Below are 20,925 nucleotides of genomic sequence, written 5' to 3' on the forward strand. Positions count from 1 at the left end.
GTAATGGCAACAAAGGCACTCTTTAATACGGTGGTCAACTGGTTCATCCGTCAGCGAATCGATCAGATCCAGAATTTCATCGACCATCCTGTTGAGACTCAGAAAGGTATCCTGTTTTCTCAGCTGTTTCATGCTGAAGATACAGAATACGGAAAAAAGTACGGATTTAACTCCATTTCCAGCTATCAGGACTTTAAGAATAAGGTTCCGGTGGTCTGCTACGAAGATATGGAGCCTTACATAGAAAAGGCACGGCAGGGATGCAAAGATGTCAGCTGGCCGGGCTACATTAAGCATTTTGCAAAATCTTCCGGTACCACCAATGCCAAGAGCAAATTTATTCCCATTTCTGCAGAAAGCCTCGAATACTGCCATATGAAAGCCGGAAAGGATATGGTATCCATTTATGCCAATAACCATCCTGAAAACCAGCTTTTCACCAATAAAAACCTGCGTCTGGGCGGAAGCTCAGAGCTGTACGCGGACTTCAATACCAAATTCGGTGACCTTTCGGCCATCTTAATCGATAATCTTCCTTTCTGGGTGGAAGTTACCACGACTCCGAGCAAAAAAGTTTCACTGATGTCTGAATGGGAAAGCAAGCTTAAGGCAATTGTTTCCGAGGTAAAACACCAGGACGTAGGCAGTATCCTTGGAGTGCCAAGCTGGATGATGGTTCTGCTACAGAGAATTCTACATGAAAAGGATATCAGCAGCATCTCCGAACTCTGGCCAAATCTTGAGGTATTCTTCCATGGAGGGATCAGCTTCAAGCCCTACCGGGAACAGTATAAACAGATCATCGGCAAAAAGATCAATTACTACGAAATTTACAACGCTTCGGAAGGATTTTTCGGGATCCAGGACCGGTCAGACAGCGATGAAATGCTGCTGATGTTGGATTACGGGATCTTCTATGAATTTATTCCAATGGACCAGTTTCATTCCTCCAACCGGAAAGTCGTGAACCTGGAAGACGTGGAGATCGGGAAGAATTATGCCATGGTCATCACCACTAACGGAGGGCTTTGGAGGTACCTGATCGGGGATACGGTGATTTTCACTTCTGTGAATCCGTTCCGGATCAAAATTACGGGCAGGACCAAACATTACATCAATGCTTTCGGGGAAGAGCTGATGATCACCAATGTAGAATCTGCGCTTTCCAGAGCCTGTGAAGAAACCAATGCCTATATCACGGAATTTACCGGGGCCCCGATATTCATGAAAGAGAATGAAAGCGGCGCACATGAATGGATCTTTGAGTTTAGCCGGCAGCCGGATAACCTGGACCGCTTCATAGATGTATTTGACAGCCATCTGAAATCCATCAATTCGGATTATGAAGCCAAGAGATACAATAACATCACCCTTAAACGGCCGGTAGTGCATATCGCACGCCCTAACCTGTTCTATTGCTGGCTGGAGTCCAAGGGTAAACTCGGAGGGCAGAACAAGGTCCCAAGACTGTGCAATGACCGGGAATATATGGATCCTTTACTGGAAATGAACAAATAAAAAAACCGCAGGCAACTGCGGTTTTTAATTGACTATTTTTTTTTAAGATCTTCCTTGAGCTTCCTGGCCCCTTCTTCCACTTTTGAAGCGCCTTTGGCGGCTGCATCTTTCACATCGTTCCCGATTTCCTTTCCTGCTTCCTTGATATCTTTTCCTGCTTCTTTAAGGTCCTGCTTGGTCTTTTGTGCAGCAGCATCAATCTTTTCGCCGGTCTCATGCGCTTTTACTTGGGCATTTTCTTTCGCCTGATTGATTTTTGATGTATCCACCAGTCCTGTGCTTTCCGTTACTGTAGTCGTTGTTGTCACAGATCCGTCAGGATTTTCCACTTGCTCTGTTTTAGTCGTTGATTTGGTACATGAGGCTACCAGGGCTGAAATCAGCAATCCTGCTAAAATTTGTTTTTTCATATTGTATATTTTTTAAAGGTTAATTCTATAAAACCAAACACCTTAGTTGGCGGCCGGTGCGGGGGATTCCGCCTGTTGCTTTTCCCGGGCTGCTTTTTTCTTTTCTTCCTCCAGCTTCTGCTTATTTTCCTTTTCCACTTCCCTGGCGATCCGTTCCTTCTCTGCCTGAAGCCTTGATGCTTCTTTAACAGAATCCTGGTACTGCTTGGAAGACATCCTGATCTGCCTTATTACATCTATGGAAGTGGCTCCCTGAGAAAAAGAGTCTACCGCCGCAGTATCATAATCCGCTTTGGCACTGTACTGTGGGTACAGATCAGCGGGCTCTTTCTTTGAGCACGACAGAAATACTGTACCTAAAGCGCAGAGAGCAAAAACTGAATTTTTCATGAAAGCTAATTTAGCAGAAATTCTGCAATTACAGGATAATGATCCGATAATTTTACAGAATGGTCCACTTTATAACTCAGGGCAATAATGGATTTTGAAGTGAAGATATAATCGATCCTCAGCGGGACCTTATAATCGTGAAAACTGGTAGAACTTCCGTTTCCCGCAGTTAAAAAAGCATCCTGAAGATCTTTACCCAGATTAAAGTATTCATAGGAATTTGGGACAGAATTGAAGTCTCCCGCCAGGATGACAGGATAGGGGGAAAGGTCAACGGCTTTCCTTATTTTCTTGATCTGTTCTTCATGTGCTTTGAACGTGGGGGTCATATGGGAAAGCAGGGCGTTGATTTTGCCTCCTTCCTTTTCGATGCCATCAAACTGCAGCATAGATTTATGGAGCCTGAAAGGTTCCAGGTAAACATTAACTACCCGTACAATCTTTCCGTTGATATCGATATCCGCATAGAAGGAATTGCCTCTGGAACGGTCTTCTATTAGCTCTTCCTGTCTGATGATCCTGTGCTTGGTCTTTAAAATAACCGTAGGGTATTTTACCATGTCTCTTCTTAAAGCCCTGTTGGTATCTTTCTCCTGAACCAGGATAATATCTGCTTTCTGGTCCTCGATATATTTTTTAACTTTATCCCAGCCAAAAAAGCCGTATTTTACATTGAAGGTCAGTACTTTAATGTTGCGCATTGACTTTACATCTTCCTTATCGGGAGAAAAGTTGATCCATCGGCGTATAGGATTATAAAACAGGAATGTCACCGCTACGAATGCCAATGCGATTTTTTCCCTTTTAAATATCCATACCAGCGTCAGGATAATATGCAAAACAATGAGATAAGGAAATCCGAGAGAAAGGAAGTTCAGGTTGGAAAGAATGTTAGGCGGTATCCATGCATTCCCTAAGGTACACAGCAGCAGAATAATTACGGTGATATGAATCCCTAATAAAATCCGTGGCAGTTTCATGAAGCAATATAATCCGCTATTTTTCAGCAAAAATCTTACCAGTAACGCATTTGTTAACTAATTTTGGGAGTTTTTGGCATTTAATCTGAATGTGGCAAGTACTGGATCATGATCAGATAAATTAACGGACCGGTCTACGTGGTAGGTGACCGCTTCTATATTTTTTGAAGTGAATATATAATCAATACGGATGGGAAATTTATAGTCATGGAAGCTGGTACCGCTTCCTCGCCCGGCCTCTACGAAGGCATCTTTCAGATATCCGGCAATATGATAATATTCGTAGGAATTCGGAACCGCATTGAAGTCTCCGGCTACGATCACCGGGTAAGGGGACTTTTCAGCAGCTTTCCTGATGAGCTCCACCTGTTCCTGATGTATTTTAAAAGTAGACAGCAGCCTGCCCAGGACATTTTTTACTTTTAATTTATCTTCCTGTTCGTTACCATTGAGCTTCAGGTTTTCCTTTTCAAAATAATACGACTGTAAATGGACGTTGATGATCCGGTAGATATTTCCTTTGATCTCAATATCATTTTGTGTGGCATACGCATTTTCTGAGTCTCCGTTCCCGATCTCATTTTCAATCAGCTCCTTCTGGCTGATGATTTTATACTTTGATAGGATAGACACTACGGCATTGGCTTTTTTTTCCGGAAAGCCTTTAAAATAGCTCACATCAGAACATTCCTGCAAAAGCACGATGTCCGGATTGCACCGACTGATGTATTGTTGAATTTCATCCTGGCCGTATTTACCAGCTTTAATATTGAAAGACATGATCTTCACATCCGGTGTTTTTTTGTTGACCGGCGTATAATTGACCCAGCGGATTGTTGCATTAAAAAAAAGAAGGCCAAACAAAAGAAATACAATGGCTCTTTTCTTCCACAGCACAATCCACATCATTGTTAGCATGATATAAGCAACCATTAAGATGGGGAAACCCAGGGACAGCAGATTAAGCCAGGAAAAAGTCTTGGGCGAAATATAATCGTTGAGCAGCATGGCTGATAACAGCATAAGAATCCCTACATGAGCGATCAGCAAAATAAAACGGACAATCTTCACAAATGTTTTTTTTAATTAAACCTATACAGGTGCTTTCTCCAGTTTCTAGCCAGTAGCCAGCCTACCAGGGCTCCTCCTACATGGGCAAAATGAGCGATTCCACCCACATTTCCGGACACCCCAAGAAATATGGAAACAACAATGATGACCGGCAGGATAAACTTTACCTTTACCGGAACGGGAATAAACATAATCATGATCTTCGCATCAGGATAGAGCGTGGCAAAAGCTGCAATAACCCCGAAGATGGCTCCCGATGCGCCTACCATAGGAACCCTGAGTGCCATATAAAGCTGTTGTGACAATTCCTGTCCTTCAGGTGTCTTGGCACTGATCTGCAGGTCTCCGGAATAGCCGATGGCTGCCTTAGGATAGATTTCCGAGGCACTGAGCCCCAAGTGCTCCAGTCCGGAAACAATTTGCTGGACCTCGATAAAATTCCAAAGATTAAAAAGGATAAATGCCCCTATGCCGCTGGCAAAATACAGGATCAGGTACCGTTTCTCACCAAGGCTCTGCTCCAGGATCGGTCCGAAACTCCATAAAGTCAGCATATTGAATAAAATATGCATGATGCTTCCGTGCATGAACATATGCGTAATGATCTGCCAGGAATGAAAATTAGGAGAAAAAGGGTAATATCCTGCAAGCGTCTCATTAAGCTGCGGGAATATGAACGCCGTTATCACATACACGATAACATTAATGATGATGATATTCCGGGTAATCGGAGGTAGCGTATTAAACATTGCTTAAAATTTGGATTTAAAATCATTGAAAGGAACCTCATAGAAACACCGTTTACCATTAGGCAGAAATTCCGGAAAACCGAGTGCCGTAAAATCCCTGATCAGTTGTTCCGCATCCTTCTTGTAAATAAAATCAAATCTGGATTTGGACTGCATTTTATTCCACTGGTTCTGGTAGAAGTGCATGAATTCGTCTTCCGTACGGTATTCCAGCACTTCAAAAAGATCTTCAAGGAATTTCATAACCTGGGTTTCTTTCAGTCCTTCCGGCACTGCATCGATCCTCAGTACGCTTTCATGAGCAATTTTCATGTCAAAGCCTAATTCCGGGAGAAATTTTTTGATGGATTTATATTTGTTCTTTTCAATTTCATTCATATGGTACTCTAAAGAGAAGAGCAGGGCATGCGTATTGGGTACGCCTTTTTTGGTAGGTCTGGTGCTTTCTGCCACTACCAGCCTGTGCATCCTGCCCAGGTCCAGCATCAGGGTCCTGTCACCTTTGTTGAACAGCCAGTACCCGCTTGGGAGCCTCATCAGGTCCTCATCAAAATCTTCATCTTCGAAAAGATTGATCTTGGAAGGTTCGGCTGAGATATTCTGATGGTACATATCTGCCAGGTTCTGGATTTCCGTCTGCTTAAATTCCCTTTCCTGAAGGAATGGATTATAATCCCGGTCCACAATGATTTCAGGCATCTTCACTGTTCCGCTGTTCGCTTTGCTCGGGAATGACTTCTGCATGATCTCATCGATCTTCGGATCCTTTTCAAAATCCAGGCTGGGAGCCACATTATAGATTCCCAGGGATCTTTTTATGGTAGAGCGGATCAGGGCAAAAATAAGGTGCTCGTCCTCAAATTTCACTTCTGTTTTCTGAGGATGGATATTGACATCGATTTTCTCAGGATCAAGTTCCAGGTATAGGAAAAATGTAGGGATATAGCCGGGAAGGAGAAGTCCTTCAAAGGCTTCCTGAACCGCTTTATTGAAATACGCGCTTTTAAAATACCTGCCGTTGACGAACAGGAACTGCTCGCCCCTGGTTTTTTTGGCACCCTCCGGCTTGGCTACGAAGCCATGGAGCTGGCACCAGATGATATCTTCCCTGATGGGGATCAGCTGCGGCTGAAGCTTCCTCCCGAAAATATCCACGATACGCTGCATCTGGCTTCCCTTTCTCAGCCTGAATACGGCTTCATCGTCATGGTAGAGGGAAAACTCCAGGTTTTCATGGGCCAAAGCGACCCGCTGGAACTCATCAATGACATGCCTGAACTCGATATTATTGTTTTTCAGGAACTTTCTCCTGGCAGGAACATTATAAAAAAGATTCTTAACCAGGAAATTGGAGCCTTCAGCAGTCTGTACAGGATCCTGGAACTGGAATACCCCGCCTTCAATGTAGATATTGGTTCCGATGGACGCTCCAGGCTGTTTGGTCCTGAGTTCCACCTGGGAAACGGCAGCAATGGAAGCCAGGGCCTCTCCCCTGAATCCCTTGGTGGATATCTTGAAAATATCTTCCGTTCCTTTGATCTTGGAAGTGGCATGCCGTTCAAAAGCCATTCGGGCATCTGTTTCAGACATTCCTTTGCCGTCATCTACCACCTGGATGAGGTTCTTGCCTGCATCCCTGACGATCAGTTCTATCTTGGTAGCCTCTGCGTCAATCGCATTTTCCAAGAGTTCCTTCACAATAGATGCAGGTCTCTGCACTACTTCTCCTGCGGCAATCTGGTTGGCTACATGATCCGGTAAAAGCTGAATAATATCTGACATAAAACGTAAATCAACTTACAAAAATAGTCAATGAAAACGGGAATTAAAACATTACAGCCGTGAATTAAGATTTAATTATCAACAATTAAGAACGTTTTATCAAGGTCTTTGATGTGGATAAAATAACAACCCCCTAATTGCAGGTAGAATTAGAGGATTGCTTCAGCTAAGTTTACACAAAATTAATACTGATATTGTTTTTTATTATTTATCGAAGACGAGTTTCCTTTTTTCCTTTTTTTCAGGACGCTCTCCATGGATTTTATCATACAGGTAAGCGACCATATTCGGTTTCTTATAAATTTTTGCATAGCGGTATTGCGTATTGAAATGCCTTAAATGGATTTTATAGGCGTCATACCCAATCACTACCAGCAGACAGGCACTGATGACATAGAATACCCTGAATTCAAGATGGTAATAGGTAAGGCCTGAGAAGATGGCTCCCATAACATACGAGACCATAATACTCATCAGAAGCTTAGCTCTCGCGGTAAGCTCCGGATTGCTCCTGAATTTCTTCTGCGTAAACATGGAAAACAGGATTCCGAGGTCCGTTGTGGTCCCCGTAAGGTGGGTGGTCTTAACGGAGAAGTTGGAAATGCTGGCCGTAAGTCCGTTCTGAAGTCCTGTGGCGAACAGCATGAGTGCAACCAGTGCTTCGGTTTCTCCGAGCGTCTGTCTGTAGTATATTTGTCCGTAAACCCCTACAAACATCAGGCATATAATCTCCAGTACGATCGGCATGGCGTGGGCAAAGTACTTGCTCTTCTGGTTAAAGTTGATCACAATGAAGTTGGATACAAAACCCCCGAAAAAGAACAGGAAAATCCATCCTCCCACTACGGCAACCTGTGACCAGTTGCCTTTGCTGATTTCTGCTGCAAAAATGGCATAATGCCCTGTTACGTTGGAAGTAAAGGAAAGGAAGATCAGCAACGAGGCAATGTTGATGGTTCCTGCGGTAAAAGCAGTGAGCGTCCCCAGCCTTATATTATCTCCCAACGTTCTGCTGTTACTGTATTTTCTTAACATGTTCTAATTTTTTTTAAAGTGTTTTTTCAAATCATCATACCTCAACAAAGATCTCAGCGAGTTTCCCTCTTTCAGGAAGTTTCTCGCGGATATCCAGCGAAATCTCGCGCGATTCTAAGTCTTTGTTTTTCTTGATAAAAGGGATCATATCAAACATTCCCTTTTCCTTACTTCTGACAGATGGAGAAAAATAGGCTTCATCAATCGAATTCGATTTTACATACTGGTTAAACGTACGCTGGAAACTGCCGGTGAAAATATCACAGGTGATTTTACTGATCAGGTGAGGATATTTGTTTCTGATGATGCTGTATGCTTCGCAGAATTCTTTGGGCCTGATTTTATTGAAGATCGTACCTTTCGTATTGAACAGCAGGTCCCTGATAGAATCGCCGGTATCATAACCCGAAACCAAAAGAATATGGTACTGATGCTGGTCTCCCGACTCATCTTTTTCTTTGAGAACTTTTTTCAAAATATTCAGGGACTCCAGCGAGTAGTCTGTGGCAATTAAAATGGTCCTGTTCATATCTTTAGGTTTTGTGTTATCTTATTTTTGATAGTACAAAACTAAAACGACAGTATTAGAAGAGCTTTGGAATGAAATTAAAATGTCATTAAGGAGATTAAAATGGGATTAGAAATGGAAAAATAATGACGAGGCTGATTCGTAAAGGGGTAGGAGCAACAGGTGATGTTTATACTTCCTCGTTCTGCATGCTGTAGAAATTAGGGAAGCGGATCTGTACGGTGGTTCCGTAATTTTCATGTGAGGTAACCAGCAGTTCACCGTGGTGCATCCTCACGATATTCCTGGCCAGCGGAAGGCCGATCCCGTACCCTTCATAATTGTCGGTATTCGAGGCCCTGAAGAAGGGGTCGTAAATTTTATTCATTTCCTGTTGCGGAATCCCGATGCCATTGTCCTTCACAATCAGGTAAACATCATTGTCTGTGGCTCCCAGAGAAACTTTAACCTGCTGGAAATCTGAATATTTGCACCCGTTGCTGATGATATTGGCCACAGCAAGGTGCAACAGCTGCTCGTTCCCCTGTACTTTAAGTTTTTTGGGATTATCCGGCAGCATGCTGGTATCAAGAAAAATATTGTTGCGGGCATCAATTTTCCTTAGGGTCTCAATTACATCCCATAGCAGCTGGTCCATTCGGACCTTATCCATCTTCTGGATTTTTCCGTCGAAACCGGTCTGGGCGATCATCAGTAAAGCTTTGATCTTCCTGTCCAGTTTTTCCGCTTCATCCAGAATGATGCCAAGAGTTTCGCGGTATTCTCCTGTTGTCCGTGTAATGGAAAGAGCTACATCTGCTTCTCCCATAATAGAGGTAAGCGGTGTCCTTAATTCATGCGAAACATTGCCTATCAGGTGATTCTGGGTCTCGAATGAGGTTTCAATACGGTTCAGCATATCGTTGAAGGTATCCACCAGCTCATTAAGTTCTTTATTGTCCGGCTGCGGTTCCAGCCTGAGATGCAGGTTCTCGGAACTGATTTCCTTTACCTTTCCGGTGATTTTCAGGATAGGCCTGAATAACGTTTTGGACAGGTAAAAAGAGAAGATCATACTGAAAAACAGGGACAGCACAATACACGTGATCAGTGTCCTTTTTAAAAACCCGAGGTAATACACTACGTAATGGTTCTTGGCAGAAGCAATGGCAATATAGTCCTTGCTGCCATATCTGAAAGTCTGGCCGATATAGTAGAACTCCTTGTCGTTATAGTTAGCTTCCCCCTGCTTCACTATATTCTTAAAAAAGGAAGAAGGGATATGTACTTCCTGAGATATTTTCCTGAAGTTGGAATCTGAAGGTACTGCAAAAACATAATCCCGCTCCATGGGGAGCTCCTCATCATTCAGCCGGTTCAGGATATGGTTTTCCGGCAGGTCAAGGTGTTCTTTGCCTTTTTCGATCTGAATGATGGTTGCTGTACGGATCTTCAGGAGCTCATAAAACCGCTGATGGGAAAAGTTAACAATCGAAAAGTAAACCAGGCCGCTGAAAAGCAGGATGATTGCTGTAAAAACCATCATGAGGAGCACCATGGTTTTGGTCTGGTTGGTCATTACTTTATTGAACATTCCTATGGTTTTTTTAAGACATATCCCATACCGATTACAGTATGGATCAGCTTCTGGTCCTCCTGATAATCCAGTTTTTTTCTCAGGTAATTAACGTACACATCCACGACATTGGTCCCAAGTTCGTAATTAACGCCCCAAACAGCCTCTAAAATTTCAGCTCGGGAGATGACCTTTTCAGGATTATTAATGAAATACAGCAGAAGCTTATATTCTGTGGAAGTCAGCGAAACCTCTTCCCCGCCCCGCGTTACTGTCTTGGTATAGTCATTGACAACAAGGTCTGAAAACCGGAAGATATATTCCTTATCTGCTTCCGGCTCTGCTGTTTCCTGGATGCCATTATGGGCATTGCTTCTCCTGAGCAAAGATTTTATGCGCGCTACCAGTTCAATGAACTTAAATGGTTTCACCAGATAATCATCACCACCGCTTTCCAGGCCCAGCACGATGTTTTCGGACGTGCCCAGGGCGGTTAGGAACAGGATCGGAACATGCGGGTTTGTTTTCCTGATCTCTTTACAGGCATCCAGCCCGTTCATTTCTGGCAGCATAATGTCCAGGATCACCAGGTCGAAGTCATTAGACTGGACCAGTTTTACCCCCGTTTTTCCATCGAAGGCGACAGAAACTTCGTAGCCATTCTCCTGCAGTCCTTTCTTGATGAAAGAGACTACGCTGGTTTCGTCTTCAATAAGGATGATTTTCTTCATGGGCAGTATGCGAATAACACAAAAATAGGAAATAAATCTGAGTAGCAGCTACAGGCGATCAGTTCTATACGTGGCATCGCGGCCGTTCCGTACAGTAACTACAGTAAACAGGATATCAACACAGGTTTGCCGGATATGAATTCGTTTGTGCCGGTTTATTCTTAAATGAGTAATCTTGTTATACTCCGAAGTTGAAACAAAACGAATATTATGAAACAATCCCTGAACCAGGAAGCGTGGAATGCGCTTATGGACAATAATTATCCCTTAGCCGCAAAATATTGGGTGGACGGGTACGGCCTTCCGGATGATGATGATGAGCTGGAACGCATATTTCAGCATGTGAACACCCTCAATACAGCACAGCACCATCCGGATCTCTGCGCCATCCTCGGCCTCATCGCCCTTGACTATAATGATATTTTTGATGAAGACAGGGAAAGTGCCCTTATCCAGTGCCTTCAGTGGAGCCACCAGGGACTTGAAAAAGATCCTCTCCATTATCAGTGCAGCCGCAATGCCGGATCAGCGCTGTACTGGCTCGGAAGCGGCCCGGAGGCACTGTCGTATTACGAGAAAGCCCATAGCATACAGCCATCACCGGTGCTCCAGATCCGCATGTTCAACATCCGAAATCAGGATCAGCAGGATCCGGATTTTTCCGGGCTTATCCTTTCCGATGGTACCGGATCAGGAATGGAAGCCTACAATGCCGGTGTAGAACTCAACCGGATCCTGATACAGTATCCTGACATGCCGGAAACAGAACAGCAGCGCATCACTGCACTGAAAAAGCATTTGTACGAAAAAGCCTATCAGCTTTATAAAGATGCCGTTGTGCACAGGGCCGGTGATCACCTGAATGATGACCCCCATACTTTCGCTATGTGCTGCAATAATCTGGCGGGGGAGCTCAGCCATGAAGGCAGATATCAGGAAGCCATTGCCATCGGAACCGAGGGTATTGAACAGAGTCCGTTTCTCGTCATCCTCATGAACAGAATGAGCAACCATATGTATGCCGGAATGCCTGAACAGGCCATTATGGATGGGAAGCAGCTTCTGGATGAGTATGCAGACCAGATGGACATCATTTCTTTTCTCAGTGTGGTAGATACTGTCTGCATCAGCTGCCTCGAACTCAGAAACTATGAGGAAACCCTCCAATGGGCAGACAGAGGACTGGAAATTTATGATCAGATCAATCCGTCAGAACCTATCCTGCAGGATGCGGAAATGACCCGATGTATTACCAATTTTTTCATTAACAGGGCCAAGGCTGTTGCTGCCTTGGATATCGATACGGACCATACTGAAAATGCCAGGGAAGCAGATCAGCTGCTGGAAACAATGCAGGACAACCCAAGCCTGATGATCAGCAGGGCAGACACTTTTGTAAAAGAAGGGCAATGGGAGAAAGCACTGGAATGCTATGAGCAGGCCATCTATTTCGGGATCGAGAAAGGGATGGAAAGATCTGTACAGGTAGCCCTGTACAACAAAGGATATATTCAGGAAGTATATCTGAAAGAAAGTGATGATGCCCTTGATAGTTTCGGGCAGAGCATAGAGGCAGGCAACAATGATTTCTGGTGTTATTACTGGGCGGTACATTGTGCGTATAACCTGAGGGAAGATGAAGCCACGGTACAGTACGGTGAATCGGCATTAGCTGTATTGCCTCAACAGGATGGTATTTCCAATGATATTGTGGCAGAGATTTATGAGCATATCGGAACGGCCCAGATTGACCTCGGAAATTATGAACAGGCGGCAAAAAACCTGCAGAAATCCCTTAATCTGAATTTTTCCCAGACTGCACAGGATAACCTGAAAATTGCCCGGGAACAAACGGGAAAGCAGGGCGGCTTCTTTAAAAAGCTTTTCGGGAAATAATCTGTGGTCACAGAAGCTTAGCATAAGCATCAGCTTATAATAAAAAAAATGTAATTTCCATGAAAGAGTGCAGTAATAAAGCGTATTTCAGGGAAAAACACTATCTTGAATCTATAATCATGCTATGGAAAAAATGATCATAAGAAAAGTTGAGCCAACAGACAATAAGGCTTTGTCGAAACTCATTAAAGATACGTTTGAAGAACATGATGCTCCTCGGGAAGGAACTGTTTTTTCGGATCCCACAACGGATCAGCTGCATGAGCTTTTCCAAACACCGGGTTCTGTGCTTTGGGTAGGGGAATTGGATGGGCATATTGCCGGCTGTTGCGGGATATATCCTACCCAGGGGCTACCCGAAGACTGTGCGGAATTGGTGAAATTCTACCTTCGCCCGGAAGCAAGGGGAAAAGGCCTTGGCCAGGCTTTAATGAATCAAAGTATCCGCAGTGCGAAAGAACTTGGATATCAAAGGATTTACCTAGAAAGTCTTCCTGAGTTTGCCAAAGCGGTAAGCATGTATGAAAAAATGGGCTTTACGCTGCTCGAAAAATCTTTGGGAGATTCAGGACATGGTTCATGTACAGTATGGATGATCATGGAACTCGATGCTTCATAATCAATACAGATTTTAAATAACCGGTCAGTTTCTACCACCAGGCTTATTAAAACAAAAAACCTCCGCAATCCAATTGCGGAGGTTGGTTTTTAGTGAAACGAAATCAGATATATATGTATGCTGAAAATGTTTCCTGACTGTGCGGATGAAGGGACTCGAACCCCCATGCCTTATCGGCACCAGATCCTGATTCTGGCGTGGCTACCAATTACACCACATCCGCAGTTTAAGGTTGTATGATAAAGAACTCCTTTTTGTGAGGACAAATATACGCGTTTTTCAGAATAATTTCAAGACAGATAGTGTAAATTTTATGCCACAGTCCAGAAAAATGGATAGTAGGTTTAAAATCAACTTTTTAAATTTCTGATGCTGTGCGGGATTATAAGTAGAGAAACCCTGACATGTCTTTAGGCCGTGACAAGGTGGATTGTTTTCTTAAAAAGTGAAATCTTATCAGTGAGTAAATTCATTATCCATGCATACTGAAAACAAAAAAAGCTGATAATGTAAAATTATCAGCTTTTTTTATGTACCCCAGGCGGGACTTGAACCCGCACGCCAAAAGAGGCACAGGATTTTAAGTCCTGCGTGTCTACCAGTTCCACCACCAGGGCATGGCGTGGAGCGAAAAACGGGATTCGAACCCGCGACCCCAACCTTGGCAAGGTTGTGCTCTACCAACTGAGCTATTTTCGCAAACTGTGCGGATGAAGGGACTCGAACCCCCACGCCTCACGGCACCAGATCCTAAGTCTGGCGTGGCTACCAATTACACCACATCCGCAGTTTTGTTAAGTCGTATTTTAAAGATCTTGTCTCGTTTTTGTGAGTGCAAATATAGGACATTTTTCTTTGCCTCCAAACTTTTGCAGGAAAAAAATAAAAAAACTGCAATTTTTTTCCGGATGCTCCATTATTACATTTCATTTTCTTACTTTTACATCGTTAATAATTATGTTATGGAATTACAAGGAACGGTAAAGAAAATCACTGAAACCCAAACGTTTGCAAGCGGATTTCAAAAGAGAGAAATGGTTATTCTGACGCAGGAGCAGTATCCGCAGCCTATCAATATAGAATTTCTGTCTGACAAGATCAGTTTGCTGGATAATGTAAGAGAAGGCGAGAACGTGAAAGTGGGCATCAACATCAGAGGAAGAGAGTGGGTCTCTCCACAGGGCGAAACAAAATACTTCAATTCCATCACAGGATGGAGGCTGGAAAAAGTTTCCGATAACGGTTCAGAACCTATCCAGGCTGCACCTTCATCATCTTCGTCCCAAACTTCCAACGAGAATCCTTTTGCAGGGGATGATGATGACGATTTACCTTTTTAATCAGATACAATCAGAAAAATTCAATCCTGCTTTTTAAGTGGGATTTTTTTTCCCGTAATCATATGGTTCGACTCGATGAACATGAGATTTCATTCCCGGATCCGCTTTTATACGACGGGCATGAGGGCGTTATTGCTTTCGGCGGTGACCTTTCCGTGGAAAGAGTCTGGTTTGCCTATACTTTAGGCATTTTTCCCTGGTACAATCCGGATGAGGAAATCCTTTGGTGGTGCCCGGATCCCAGGTTCGTATTATTCCCCGACCGCCTGCACGTGTCCAAATCCATGCGTAAGATTCTGAACCGGAATGTGTTTACTTTTACGGAAAATCAGGATTTCAGGGCCGTCATCAGCAACTGCCAGCAGATCCGGAGGAGAGATCAGTCGGGAACCTGGCTCTCAGATGAACTCATGCAATCATTCATCCAGCTTCATGAATATGGCCTGGCCAAGAGTGTTGAGGTCTGGCAGGATGGAGCACTGGTGGGAGGGTTCTACGGAATCCAGATGGGAAGAGTATTTTGCGGGGAAAGCATGTTTGCTAAAGTCAGCAATGCTTCCAAAGCGGGGTTTATCCATTTTGTAGAAACGCATAGGAATGAGCTGGACATCATAGACTGCCAGTCACATACAGACCACTTGGAAAGCCTGGGTGCGGAAATGATTTCAAAAAAAGAATTTTTAACCATTTTATACCAGAATAATGAACGAAGATAAAGAAAAGTGGATTCTCCTCGCGGTACTGAGTCTCATTTGGGGCTCCTCATTTATTCTTATCAAAAAGTCCCTGGAACATTTCAGCCCTTATCAGGTTGGAGCTTTAAGGGTTCTGATCGCAGGTATCATCCTTATGCCGGTTGCCATATCAAAATATAAAAAGTTTCCGAAACACCACCTGAAATGGCTTTTGCTGGCCGCATTTACAGGAAACTTCATTCCGATGTTCCTCTTTCCCATTGCAGAGACAGAGGTAAGCAGCAGCATTGCCGGAATCATCAATTCCATGATGCCGATCTTTGTCATTATTGTCGGGGCACTGGTATGGAAGTTCCACACCACCAAAAAGCAGATTATAGGCACGCTGATCAGCTTTGCCGGGGTTTGTCTGCTGGCCTTCGGAGGACAGGAAGGGACAGAGTTCAAGCTGTTTCCAATTGTACTCCTGCTGCTGGCTACCTTATGTTATGCCCTGAGTACCACAACGGTAAAATCCAAGCTGATGGAAGTTTCTTCTACGGTTTTATCTGCTTTCGTATTCTCTTATATCCTGTTTCTGCCGTCGCTCGTTGCCTTAACCTTTACGGGATTCTTCTCCGGCTTTAGCTTTACGAAAGATACGATGCTGGGGCTTATGTTTGTGAGTTTGTTGTCTGTATTCGGGACCGGACTGGCCATGATGATGAATTACAGGCTGCTAAAGGTATCAACGCCCCTCTTTGCTTCTACGGTAACTCTGCTGATGCCGATTGTTGCAATCATCTGGGGAATACTGGATGGCGAAAAACTCAGTTTCCTTCAGTTTGCCGGGGCAGGAATCATTCTGGCGGGTCTGATCTTTTTAAGGACAAAATCAGATAAAAAATAATAGCCTGCCACAAAGGCAGGCTATAGTAAATTATATAAACCAAGGTTAATTTTTCTTTTTCGCTTTGGTTTTCCCTTTTTTAATCTCATCTTTCAGATAAGGATATTTTTTCTGCATATCCTGAACCAGGGAAGGGTCAAGGTCTAATGCCCTGTTGAGGGATTCTGCCCCTCTTTCCTGATTTTTAAGATTAAAATAACAGTTGCTCAGCTGATAATACAGCTCGGCCCTGTGGTGGTTCCTTAAAGCCTCCTGAAGTACGGTAACAGCTTCTTCATATTCCCCTAACAGCATCAGTACTTCAGAATAGGCGTACCAGTTGTAAAACCGTGATGGCTCAGCCTCCACAAGTTTCTTCAGGCACGAAAGGCTTTCTTCAAATTTTCCGGAGTCGATGAAAAGAAAGGCTAGACGCTTCTGGTAGTCCAGGTTATTCTCGTTCAGGTGCGTAGCCTCACGGGCAAAATGCAGGGCTTCTGTCATGCCGCCCATTTCTTCATACAGATAAGACTGCTCCATCATAGACAGGTAGAACTGCGGATCTTCCCTCAGGGACTTCTGAAAAGCATTGAGGGCCATAATAGGCTGTTTAAGAGCTTTATAGCATAAGCCGATCTTATAGAAGGTGAATGCTTTAGTGTATTCAAGCTCCAGCATTTCCGCATAGATCTCAATCGCTTTTTTATACTGTCCCAAAGCTTCATAACAGGCTGCTTTATTAGCATAAACGCCTACTGAGCTAGAATTGATTGCCAGCAGATAATCATATCCGCGGATGGCTTCCTCATAATTCTTCCTGTTAAAGTAAAACTGACCGTATTCCAGCCATGCGGTTTCGGAATAGGCAAATTCATCCAGGTATTCATTGAGGAAGGCTATCGCCTCATCACTCTTGTTCAGGTCACTGTAGCAGAGCATACAGTTTTCCAGCGCATAATCGTCGGTAGGATCTTCTTTCAAGGCATTTTTGTAATACTTAAGTGCATTGAACGGATCCCCGAGATTAACGTATTCGTCTGCGATAAAGTTATTCAGGAAATTTTCCTCTTCTTTCAGTTCCAGTGCTTTTTTGCAGATTTCAATGGACTTTCTTGGATTTCCAAGGTTTGAATAGTACTTCGCGTAACAAACCAGGAAATCCGTATTTTCCATAGAGGAACCTTTCAGCTCGTCAATAAGATCTTTGGCGGGAGTATATTCTTCCCATTCCAGGAGGATCTCAAGTTTCTTTATTTTGATATCCAGGGAATTGGGATGAAGCTTAAGCCCGTAGTTCACTGCCTGGTCCGCGTAATTGAAATCACCCAGCTCCAGATAATAAACAATGATGTCTTCCAGTTCTTCTGTATCGAAATAGAATTCATCCTGATTCTCCATCATTTCTTCGAACCGTTTTACCAGTTCATTTTCAAAATATTCTTCCAATACTCGTTTTCCTTTGTCGGCCAATGTCTGAATGTGCTTACAAACCTCGACAAACTTCTTAAATTAATATTACTTCTGAAATTTACATTTCAATATCTGTGCAAAGTTGCGATTTTTTTTTGACATTTATCCTTAGTAAATTTCTATTTTAAAGATAGTAAAAAGAATATTAGTATGAAAGAATTGTGGATAAAAAGAGCAGATTATCATCCTATTAACACAACCAGGCGCTTCCTTCCGGCAATATCTTTTTTCCATGCATCCTCTATGTGCTCCAGGGCAATGGTTTCTGTCTCAATACTTAATTTTCCGTCCACTGCAGCTGTGAACATTTGAGGAATTACCTCGGAAATAAGCAGGTTCATCTCTTCCTTTGACCAGCTTCCAAGTCCGGACCCCGATATGTGGATATCCGTTCCGCGTAAAATCTGGGAAGACAACTGGAGGGTGTCGCCTCTCATTCCTCCTACTGAAACCAGCCTTGTAGGATGGGAAAACCGCCCGTCCCCTTTTAGGGCAGATAAGATATTTTCCACCGAATGGCCCCAAAGGTAATCTAACACGATATCAATCGGCGTTTCAGCATGGATATCTGAGATGTTTCGCTTAAATTCTTCATCACTGGTAGTCAGAGAAACAATGCTATCGGCTCCCAAGGCAGAGAGGGATTGTAAAGCGCTTTCGTTTCTTCCGGTAGCAATCACTTTTTTGGCTCCCAGTAATTTGGAGATCTGTACGGCAACTTTTCCTGTAACTCCTGTAGCTCCATTAATTAAAACGGTTTCCCCTTCCTGTAGACCGGCTTTAAAACGGAATCCCATGGCAGAGCCCATGACGGCATTTGGCAATGCCGCGGCAGTCGGGAAATCAAGTCCGTCGGGAATTGGAACCGTCATTTTTTTATCTGCGACCGATAGCTCCGCCACCGTGCCTTCTTTGCTGAAGAAGTAAACCCTTGAGCCGTCTTCCAGCAAGCCTGCTCCGTCACTGCCTATAATGGCTGGTTTTTGGTCGATGTTTTCCGTGGAATAATGTTTCCCGCTGGCTCTTGCCCGGTCAAGATGCTTGATTGAGGCCGCTTTTACGGTTATTAATGACTCGTGGTCATTCTTAACCACCGGATCAGGAAATTCTGCGTATTGAGGGATTTCCCCTTTTCTGAATACAACTGCTGCTTTCATTGCTGTTTATTTTAAGCAAAATTATCCTTAAAGCATTCCGGCAGGCAATAACATTTGTTATCGGTTGCTATTTTTTATTCAGGATTTTAGCTTTGATCCTGCTCAGGTGTACCGTAGTAATCCCCAGGTAAGAAGCAATATAATGTTGCGGAACTCTTTTGATAATGTCCGGATTGTCCCTGCACAGATTGAGGTAACGTTCCTGCGGACTGTCTCTGATGAAAGAGAAAAAGTGCTTCATATAGTCAAACATCCTTTCAAAAATAGAATCCATGAATGCATTCCTGAGTTCCGCCTCTTCATACATTTCGTCCAGGATCTTATCTGCAGTCGGTTTATCGATCTTCCAAAGGATGCATGCTTCAACAGTCTCGAATGAAAGCATGCTCGGCAGTCCTTTTCTGAAGCTTTCCAGAGAAGAAAACATGGTATTTTCCATAAAAAACTGCAAGGTGATATCTTTTCCGTCGTGGTTGTACGAGGCTCTTACAATACCCTTCTCAATATAGTAAGCTATGGCTGAAACCTGGTTCTCCTTTAAAAGGATGGTTTTTGCTGGAACAGAGATCCTGGTGAAGTTTCTTCTGTAACGAGCCTGGATTTCCTTCGGGAAAGAGAACCTGTTCTGTATATGTTCAAACATGCTGTAAAAAAAGAACGGAGCCTTGTCTCCGTTCCGGTTGATTAAATCAAACTTTTTATTTTTGTGATGATATCGTCACCTAAGCGGTCTGCTTCTTCCTGGGTAGCGGCTTCCGTATAGATCCTGATGATTGGTTCCGTATTGGATTTCCTCAAGTGTACCCAGTTGTTTTCAAAATCTATCTTTACACCGTCTACGGTTGATACTTCTTCGTTTTGGTATTCCTGTTCCATTTTGGCAAGAATGCCGTCCACATCAATTTCAGGGGTAAGCTCTATCTTCTTTTTGCCCATAAAGTATTCAGGGTATCCGGCTCTCAGCTCAGAAACCGTTTTGTTTTCTTTTGCCAAGTGGGTCAAAAACAAGGCAATACCTACTAATGAGTCTCTTCCGTAATGCAGGTCCGGATAAATGATTCCTCCGTTTCCTTCGCCGCCGATTACTGCGTTCTTTTCTTTCATCAAAGTAACTACATTCACTTCGCCGACTGCACTGGCAAAATATTCCGAATCATGGCCTCTGGCCACATCCCTCAATGCGCGGCTGGATGAAAGGTTGGAAACGGCTGCGCCGCTTTTGTTTTTCAGCAGGTAATCCGCAACGGCAACCAGGGTATATTCTTCCCCGAACATTTCTCCTTTTTCATCGATCAGCGCAAGGCGGTCCACATCAGGGTCTACCACAATTCCTAAGTCAGCCTTCTCTTTTTCTACCAGTGCGCAAATATCACCCAGATGCTCTTTTAACGGTTCTGGATTGTGTGGGAACTCACCGGTCGGATCGCAGTACAGCAGTATGGTTTCACAGCCCAGCTGATCCAGCAGCATCGGGATGGCAATTCCTCCTGTGGAATTCACGGCATCAAGGACGATTTTGAATTTTTTTGCTCTGATGGCTTCCACGTCTACCATTGGCAGGTTAAGGATCTGCTTGATATGGATGTCGAAGGCATCGTCTCTGGTTTCGTATTTTCCGAGGTCGTCTACTTCTGCGTAGTTGAAGTCTTCACTTTCAGCAAGTGCCAGAACTTCAGCACCGTTTTCCCCGCTGATGAATTCACCCTTCTCGTTCAGTAACTTCAGGGCATTCCACTGTTTAGGATTATGGGAAGCAGTAAGAATAATGCCGCCGTCAGCATGGAGTTCGGGCACCATGATTTCTACCGTAGGGGTAGTAGACAGGCCGAGGTCAACCACATGGATTCCGAGTCCCTGCAAGGTAGAGGTTACCAGAGAGGAAACCATCTGTCCGGATATTCTCGCATCCCTGCCGATAACCAGCGTAAGGTCTTTTTTATTGTTTTTATTCTGGAGCCAGGTCCCGAATGCAGAGGCAAATTTCACCACGTCCAGCGGGGTGAGATTGTCATTTACTTTTCCTCCGATTGTTCCGCGGATTCCTGAAATACTTTTTATTAGTGACATTCTGTGTTTATTTAATTCTGATTGATTATTGATATCAGGCAAAATTAAATATTATTTGTGATG

20 protein-coding genes and 4 tRNA genes are annotated in these 20,925 nt (G+C 43.7%); 6 read left to right on the plus strand and 18 right to left on the minus strand.

Translation table 11 applies throughout. The features are described from left to right. Nucleotides 1-3 precede the first annotated feature (3 nt). Nucleotides 4-1,518, plus strand: a complete 1,515-nt coding sequence (locus QE404_RS16585; protein WP_307452361.1) for a GH3 auxin-responsive promoter family protein — start codon at nucleotides 4-6, stop codon at nucleotides 1,516-1,518. Nucleotides 1,519-1,550: 32 nt separating this feature from the next. On the opposite strand, the gene QE404_RS16590 is transcribed toward QE404_RS16585, so the two are convergent. The 10 genes from QE404_RS16590 to QE404_RS16635 all read right to left on the minus strand — a co-directional run bounded on the left by QE404_RS16590 (nucleotide 1,551) and on the right by QE404_RS16635 (nucleotide 10,750). Further along, nucleotides 1,551-1,928, minus strand: a complete 378-nt coding sequence (locus tag QE404_RS16590; RefSeq protein ID WP_307452364.1) for a hypothetical protein — start codon at nucleotides 1,926-1,928, stop codon at nucleotides 1,551-1,553. 42 nt (nucleotides 1,929-1,970) lie between these two features. Next, complete coding sequence (locus QE404_RS16595) at nucleotides 1,971-2,318, minus strand: hypothetical protein (protein ID WP_307452366.1); 348 nt, start codon at nucleotides 2,316-2,318, stop codon at nucleotides 1,971-1,973. Nucleotides 2,319-2,323: 5 nt separating this feature from the next. Beyond that, entirely contained in the window at nucleotides 2,324-3,298 is a 975-nt protein-coding gene (locus QE404_RS16600; protein ID WP_307452368.1) for an endonuclease/exonuclease/phosphatase family protein, read from the minus strand. 57 nt (nucleotides 3,299-3,355) lie between these two features. Continuing rightward, the gene (locus QE404_RS16605) at nucleotides 3,356-4,369 is read right to left on the minus strand and encodes an endonuclease/exonuclease/phosphatase family protein (RefSeq protein WP_307452369.1); all 1,014 of its coding nucleotides are present in this window, start codon (nucleotides 4,367-4,369) and stop codon (nucleotides 3,356-3,358) included. 11 nt (nucleotides 4,370-4,380) lie between these two features. Continuing rightward, on the minus strand, nucleotides 4,381-5,118 hold the full coding sequence (locus tag QE404_RS16610) for a rhomboid family intramembrane serine protease (RefSeq protein ID WP_307452371.1): 738 nt from the start codon (nucleotides 5,116-5,118) through the stop codon (nucleotides 4,381-4,383). Between the two features lie 3 nt (nucleotides 5,119-5,121). Next, nucleotides 5,122-6,900 (minus strand): DNA mismatch repair endonuclease MutL, encoded by a 1,779-nt coding sequence (gene mutL / locus QE404_RS16615; protein ID WP_307452372.1) that lies wholly within the window; start codon nucleotides 6,898-6,900, stop codon nucleotides 5,122-5,124. 204 nt (nucleotides 6,901-7,104) lie between these two features. Next, nucleotides 7,105-7,935, minus strand: coding sequence for a YoaK family protein (locus QE404_RS16620; protein ID WP_307452375.1), 831 nt, complete (start codon nucleotides 7,933-7,935; stop codon nucleotides 7,105-7,107). Nucleotides 7,936-7,969: 34 nt separating this feature from the next. Next, the gene (locus QE404_RS16625; protein WP_307452377.1) at nucleotides 7,970-8,464 is read right to left on the minus strand and encodes a hypothetical protein; all 495 of its coding nucleotides are present in this window, start codon (nucleotides 8,462-8,464) and stop codon (nucleotides 7,970-7,972) included. Nucleotides 8,465-8,633: 169 nt separating this feature from the next. Further along, complete coding sequence (locus QE404_RS16630; protein ID WP_307452378.1) at nucleotides 8,634-10,037, minus strand: sensor histidine kinase; 1,404 nt, start codon at nucleotides 10,035-10,037, stop codon at nucleotides 8,634-8,636. A 2-nt stretch (nucleotides 10,038-10,039) separates the two neighbouring features. Beyond that, nucleotides 10,040-10,750: a response regulator transcription factor gene (locus tag QE404_RS16635; RefSeq protein WP_307452380.1), complete on the minus strand. Its 711-nt coding sequence runs from the start codon at nucleotides 10,748-10,750 to the stop codon at nucleotides 10,040-10,042. Nucleotides 10,751-10,960: 210 nt separating this feature from the next. Here QE404_RS16635 and QE404_RS16640 point away from each other — a divergent pair, with 210 nt between their 5' ends. Together QE404_RS16640 and QE404_RS16645 are read left to right on the plus strand one after the other, a co-directional pair. Continuing rightward, nucleotides 10,961-12,646 carry a hypothetical protein gene (locus QE404_RS16640; protein ID WP_307452382.1) on the plus strand — a complete coding sequence of 562 codons (1,686 nt, stop codon included), beginning with the start codon at nucleotides 10,961-10,963 and terminating at the stop codon, nucleotides 12,644-12,646. 124 nt (nucleotides 12,647-12,770) lie between these two features. After that, the gene (locus QE404_RS16645; protein ID WP_307452384.1) at nucleotides 12,771-13,265 is read left to right on the plus strand and encodes a GNAT family N-acetyltransferase; all 495 of its coding nucleotides are present in this window, start codon (nucleotides 12,771-12,773) and stop codon (nucleotides 13,263-13,265) included. 140 nt (nucleotides 13,266-13,405) lie between these two features. Here the strand turns inward: QE404_RS16645 and QE404_RS16650 are convergent. The 4 genes from QE404_RS16650 to QE404_RS16665 all read right to left on the minus strand — a co-directional run bounded on the left by QE404_RS16650 (nucleotide 13,406) and on the right by QE404_RS16665 (nucleotide 14,052). Then, a tRNA-Leu gene (locus tag QE404_RS16650) sits at nucleotides 13,406-13,488 on the minus strand. Nucleotides 13,489-13,798: 310 nt separating this feature from the next. Further along, a tRNA-Leu gene (locus tag QE404_RS16655) sits at nucleotides 13,799-13,882 on the minus strand. Nucleotides 13,883-13,888: 6 nt separating this feature from the next. Continuing rightward, nucleotides 13,889-13,964 (minus strand) — tRNA-Gly (locus QE404_RS16660). Nucleotides 13,965-13,970: 6 nt separating this feature from the next. Next, nucleotides 13,971-14,052: transfer RNA gene (locus tag QE404_RS16665), tRNA-Leu, on the minus strand. Nucleotides 14,053-14,227: 175 nt separating this feature from the next. Here QE404_RS16665 and QE404_RS16670 point away from each other — a divergent pair. The 3 genes from QE404_RS16670 to QE404_RS16680 all read left to right on the plus strand — a co-directional run bounded on the left by QE404_RS16670 (nucleotide 14,228) and on the right by QE404_RS16680 (nucleotide 16,189). Then, nucleotides 14,228-14,605, plus strand: a complete 378-nt coding sequence (locus tag QE404_RS16670) for a DUF3127 domain-containing protein (protein WP_307452386.1) — start codon at nucleotides 14,228-14,230, stop codon at nucleotides 14,603-14,605. A gap of 62 nt (nucleotides 14,606-14,667) precedes the next feature. Beyond that, nucleotides 14,668-15,321, plus strand: coding sequence for a leucyl/phenylalanyl-tRNA--protein transferase (aat, locus tag QE404_RS16675; protein ID WP_307452388.1), 654 nt, complete (start codon nucleotides 14,668-14,670; stop codon nucleotides 15,319-15,321). Next, nucleotides 15,308-16,189 carry a DMT family transporter gene (locus QE404_RS16680; RefSeq protein ID WP_307452389.1) on the plus strand — a complete coding sequence of 294 codons (882 nt, stop codon included), beginning with the start codon at nucleotides 15,308-15,310 and terminating at the stop codon, nucleotides 16,187-16,189. The genes aat and QE404_RS16680 overlap by 14 nt, the downstream gene beginning before the upstream one ends. A 45-nt stretch (nucleotides 16,190-16,234) precedes the next feature. Here QE404_RS16680 and QE404_RS16685 read toward each other — a convergent pair whose 3' ends face one another. From QE404_RS16685 to glmM, 4 genes are all read right to left on the minus strand, one after another. Further along, entirely contained in the window at nucleotides 16,235-17,614 is a 1,380-nt protein-coding gene (locus QE404_RS16685) for a tetratricopeptide repeat protein (RefSeq protein ID WP_307452391.1), read from the minus strand. A gap of 206 nt (nucleotides 17,615-17,820) precedes the next feature. After that, nucleotides 17,821-18,795 (minus strand): quinone oxidoreductase family protein, encoded by a 975-nt coding sequence (locus QE404_RS16690; RefSeq protein ID WP_307452393.1) that lies wholly within the window; start codon nucleotides 18,793-18,795, stop codon nucleotides 17,821-17,823. Between the two features lie 67 nt (nucleotides 18,796-18,862). After that, nucleotides 18,863-19,438, minus strand: coding sequence for a Crp/Fnr family transcriptional regulator (locus QE404_RS16695; RefSeq protein WP_307452395.1), 576 nt, complete (start codon nucleotides 19,436-19,438; stop codon nucleotides 18,863-18,865). A 41-nt stretch (nucleotides 19,439-19,479) separates the two neighbouring features. Continuing rightward, nucleotides 19,480-20,862 carry a phosphoglucosamine mutase gene (glmM, locus tag QE404_RS16700; RefSeq protein WP_307452397.1) on the minus strand — a complete coding sequence of 461 codons (1,383 nt, stop codon included), beginning with the start codon at nucleotides 20,860-20,862 and terminating at the stop codon, nucleotides 19,480-19,482. Nucleotides 20,863-20,925 lie beyond the last annotated feature (63 nt).

This window comes from Chryseobacterium camelliae (genome assembly GCF_030818575.1).
In the GTDB taxonomy this organism is placed as follows: domain Bacteria; phylum Bacteroidota; class Bacteroidia; order Flavobacteriales; family Weeksellaceae; genus Chryseobacterium; species Chryseobacterium camelliae_A.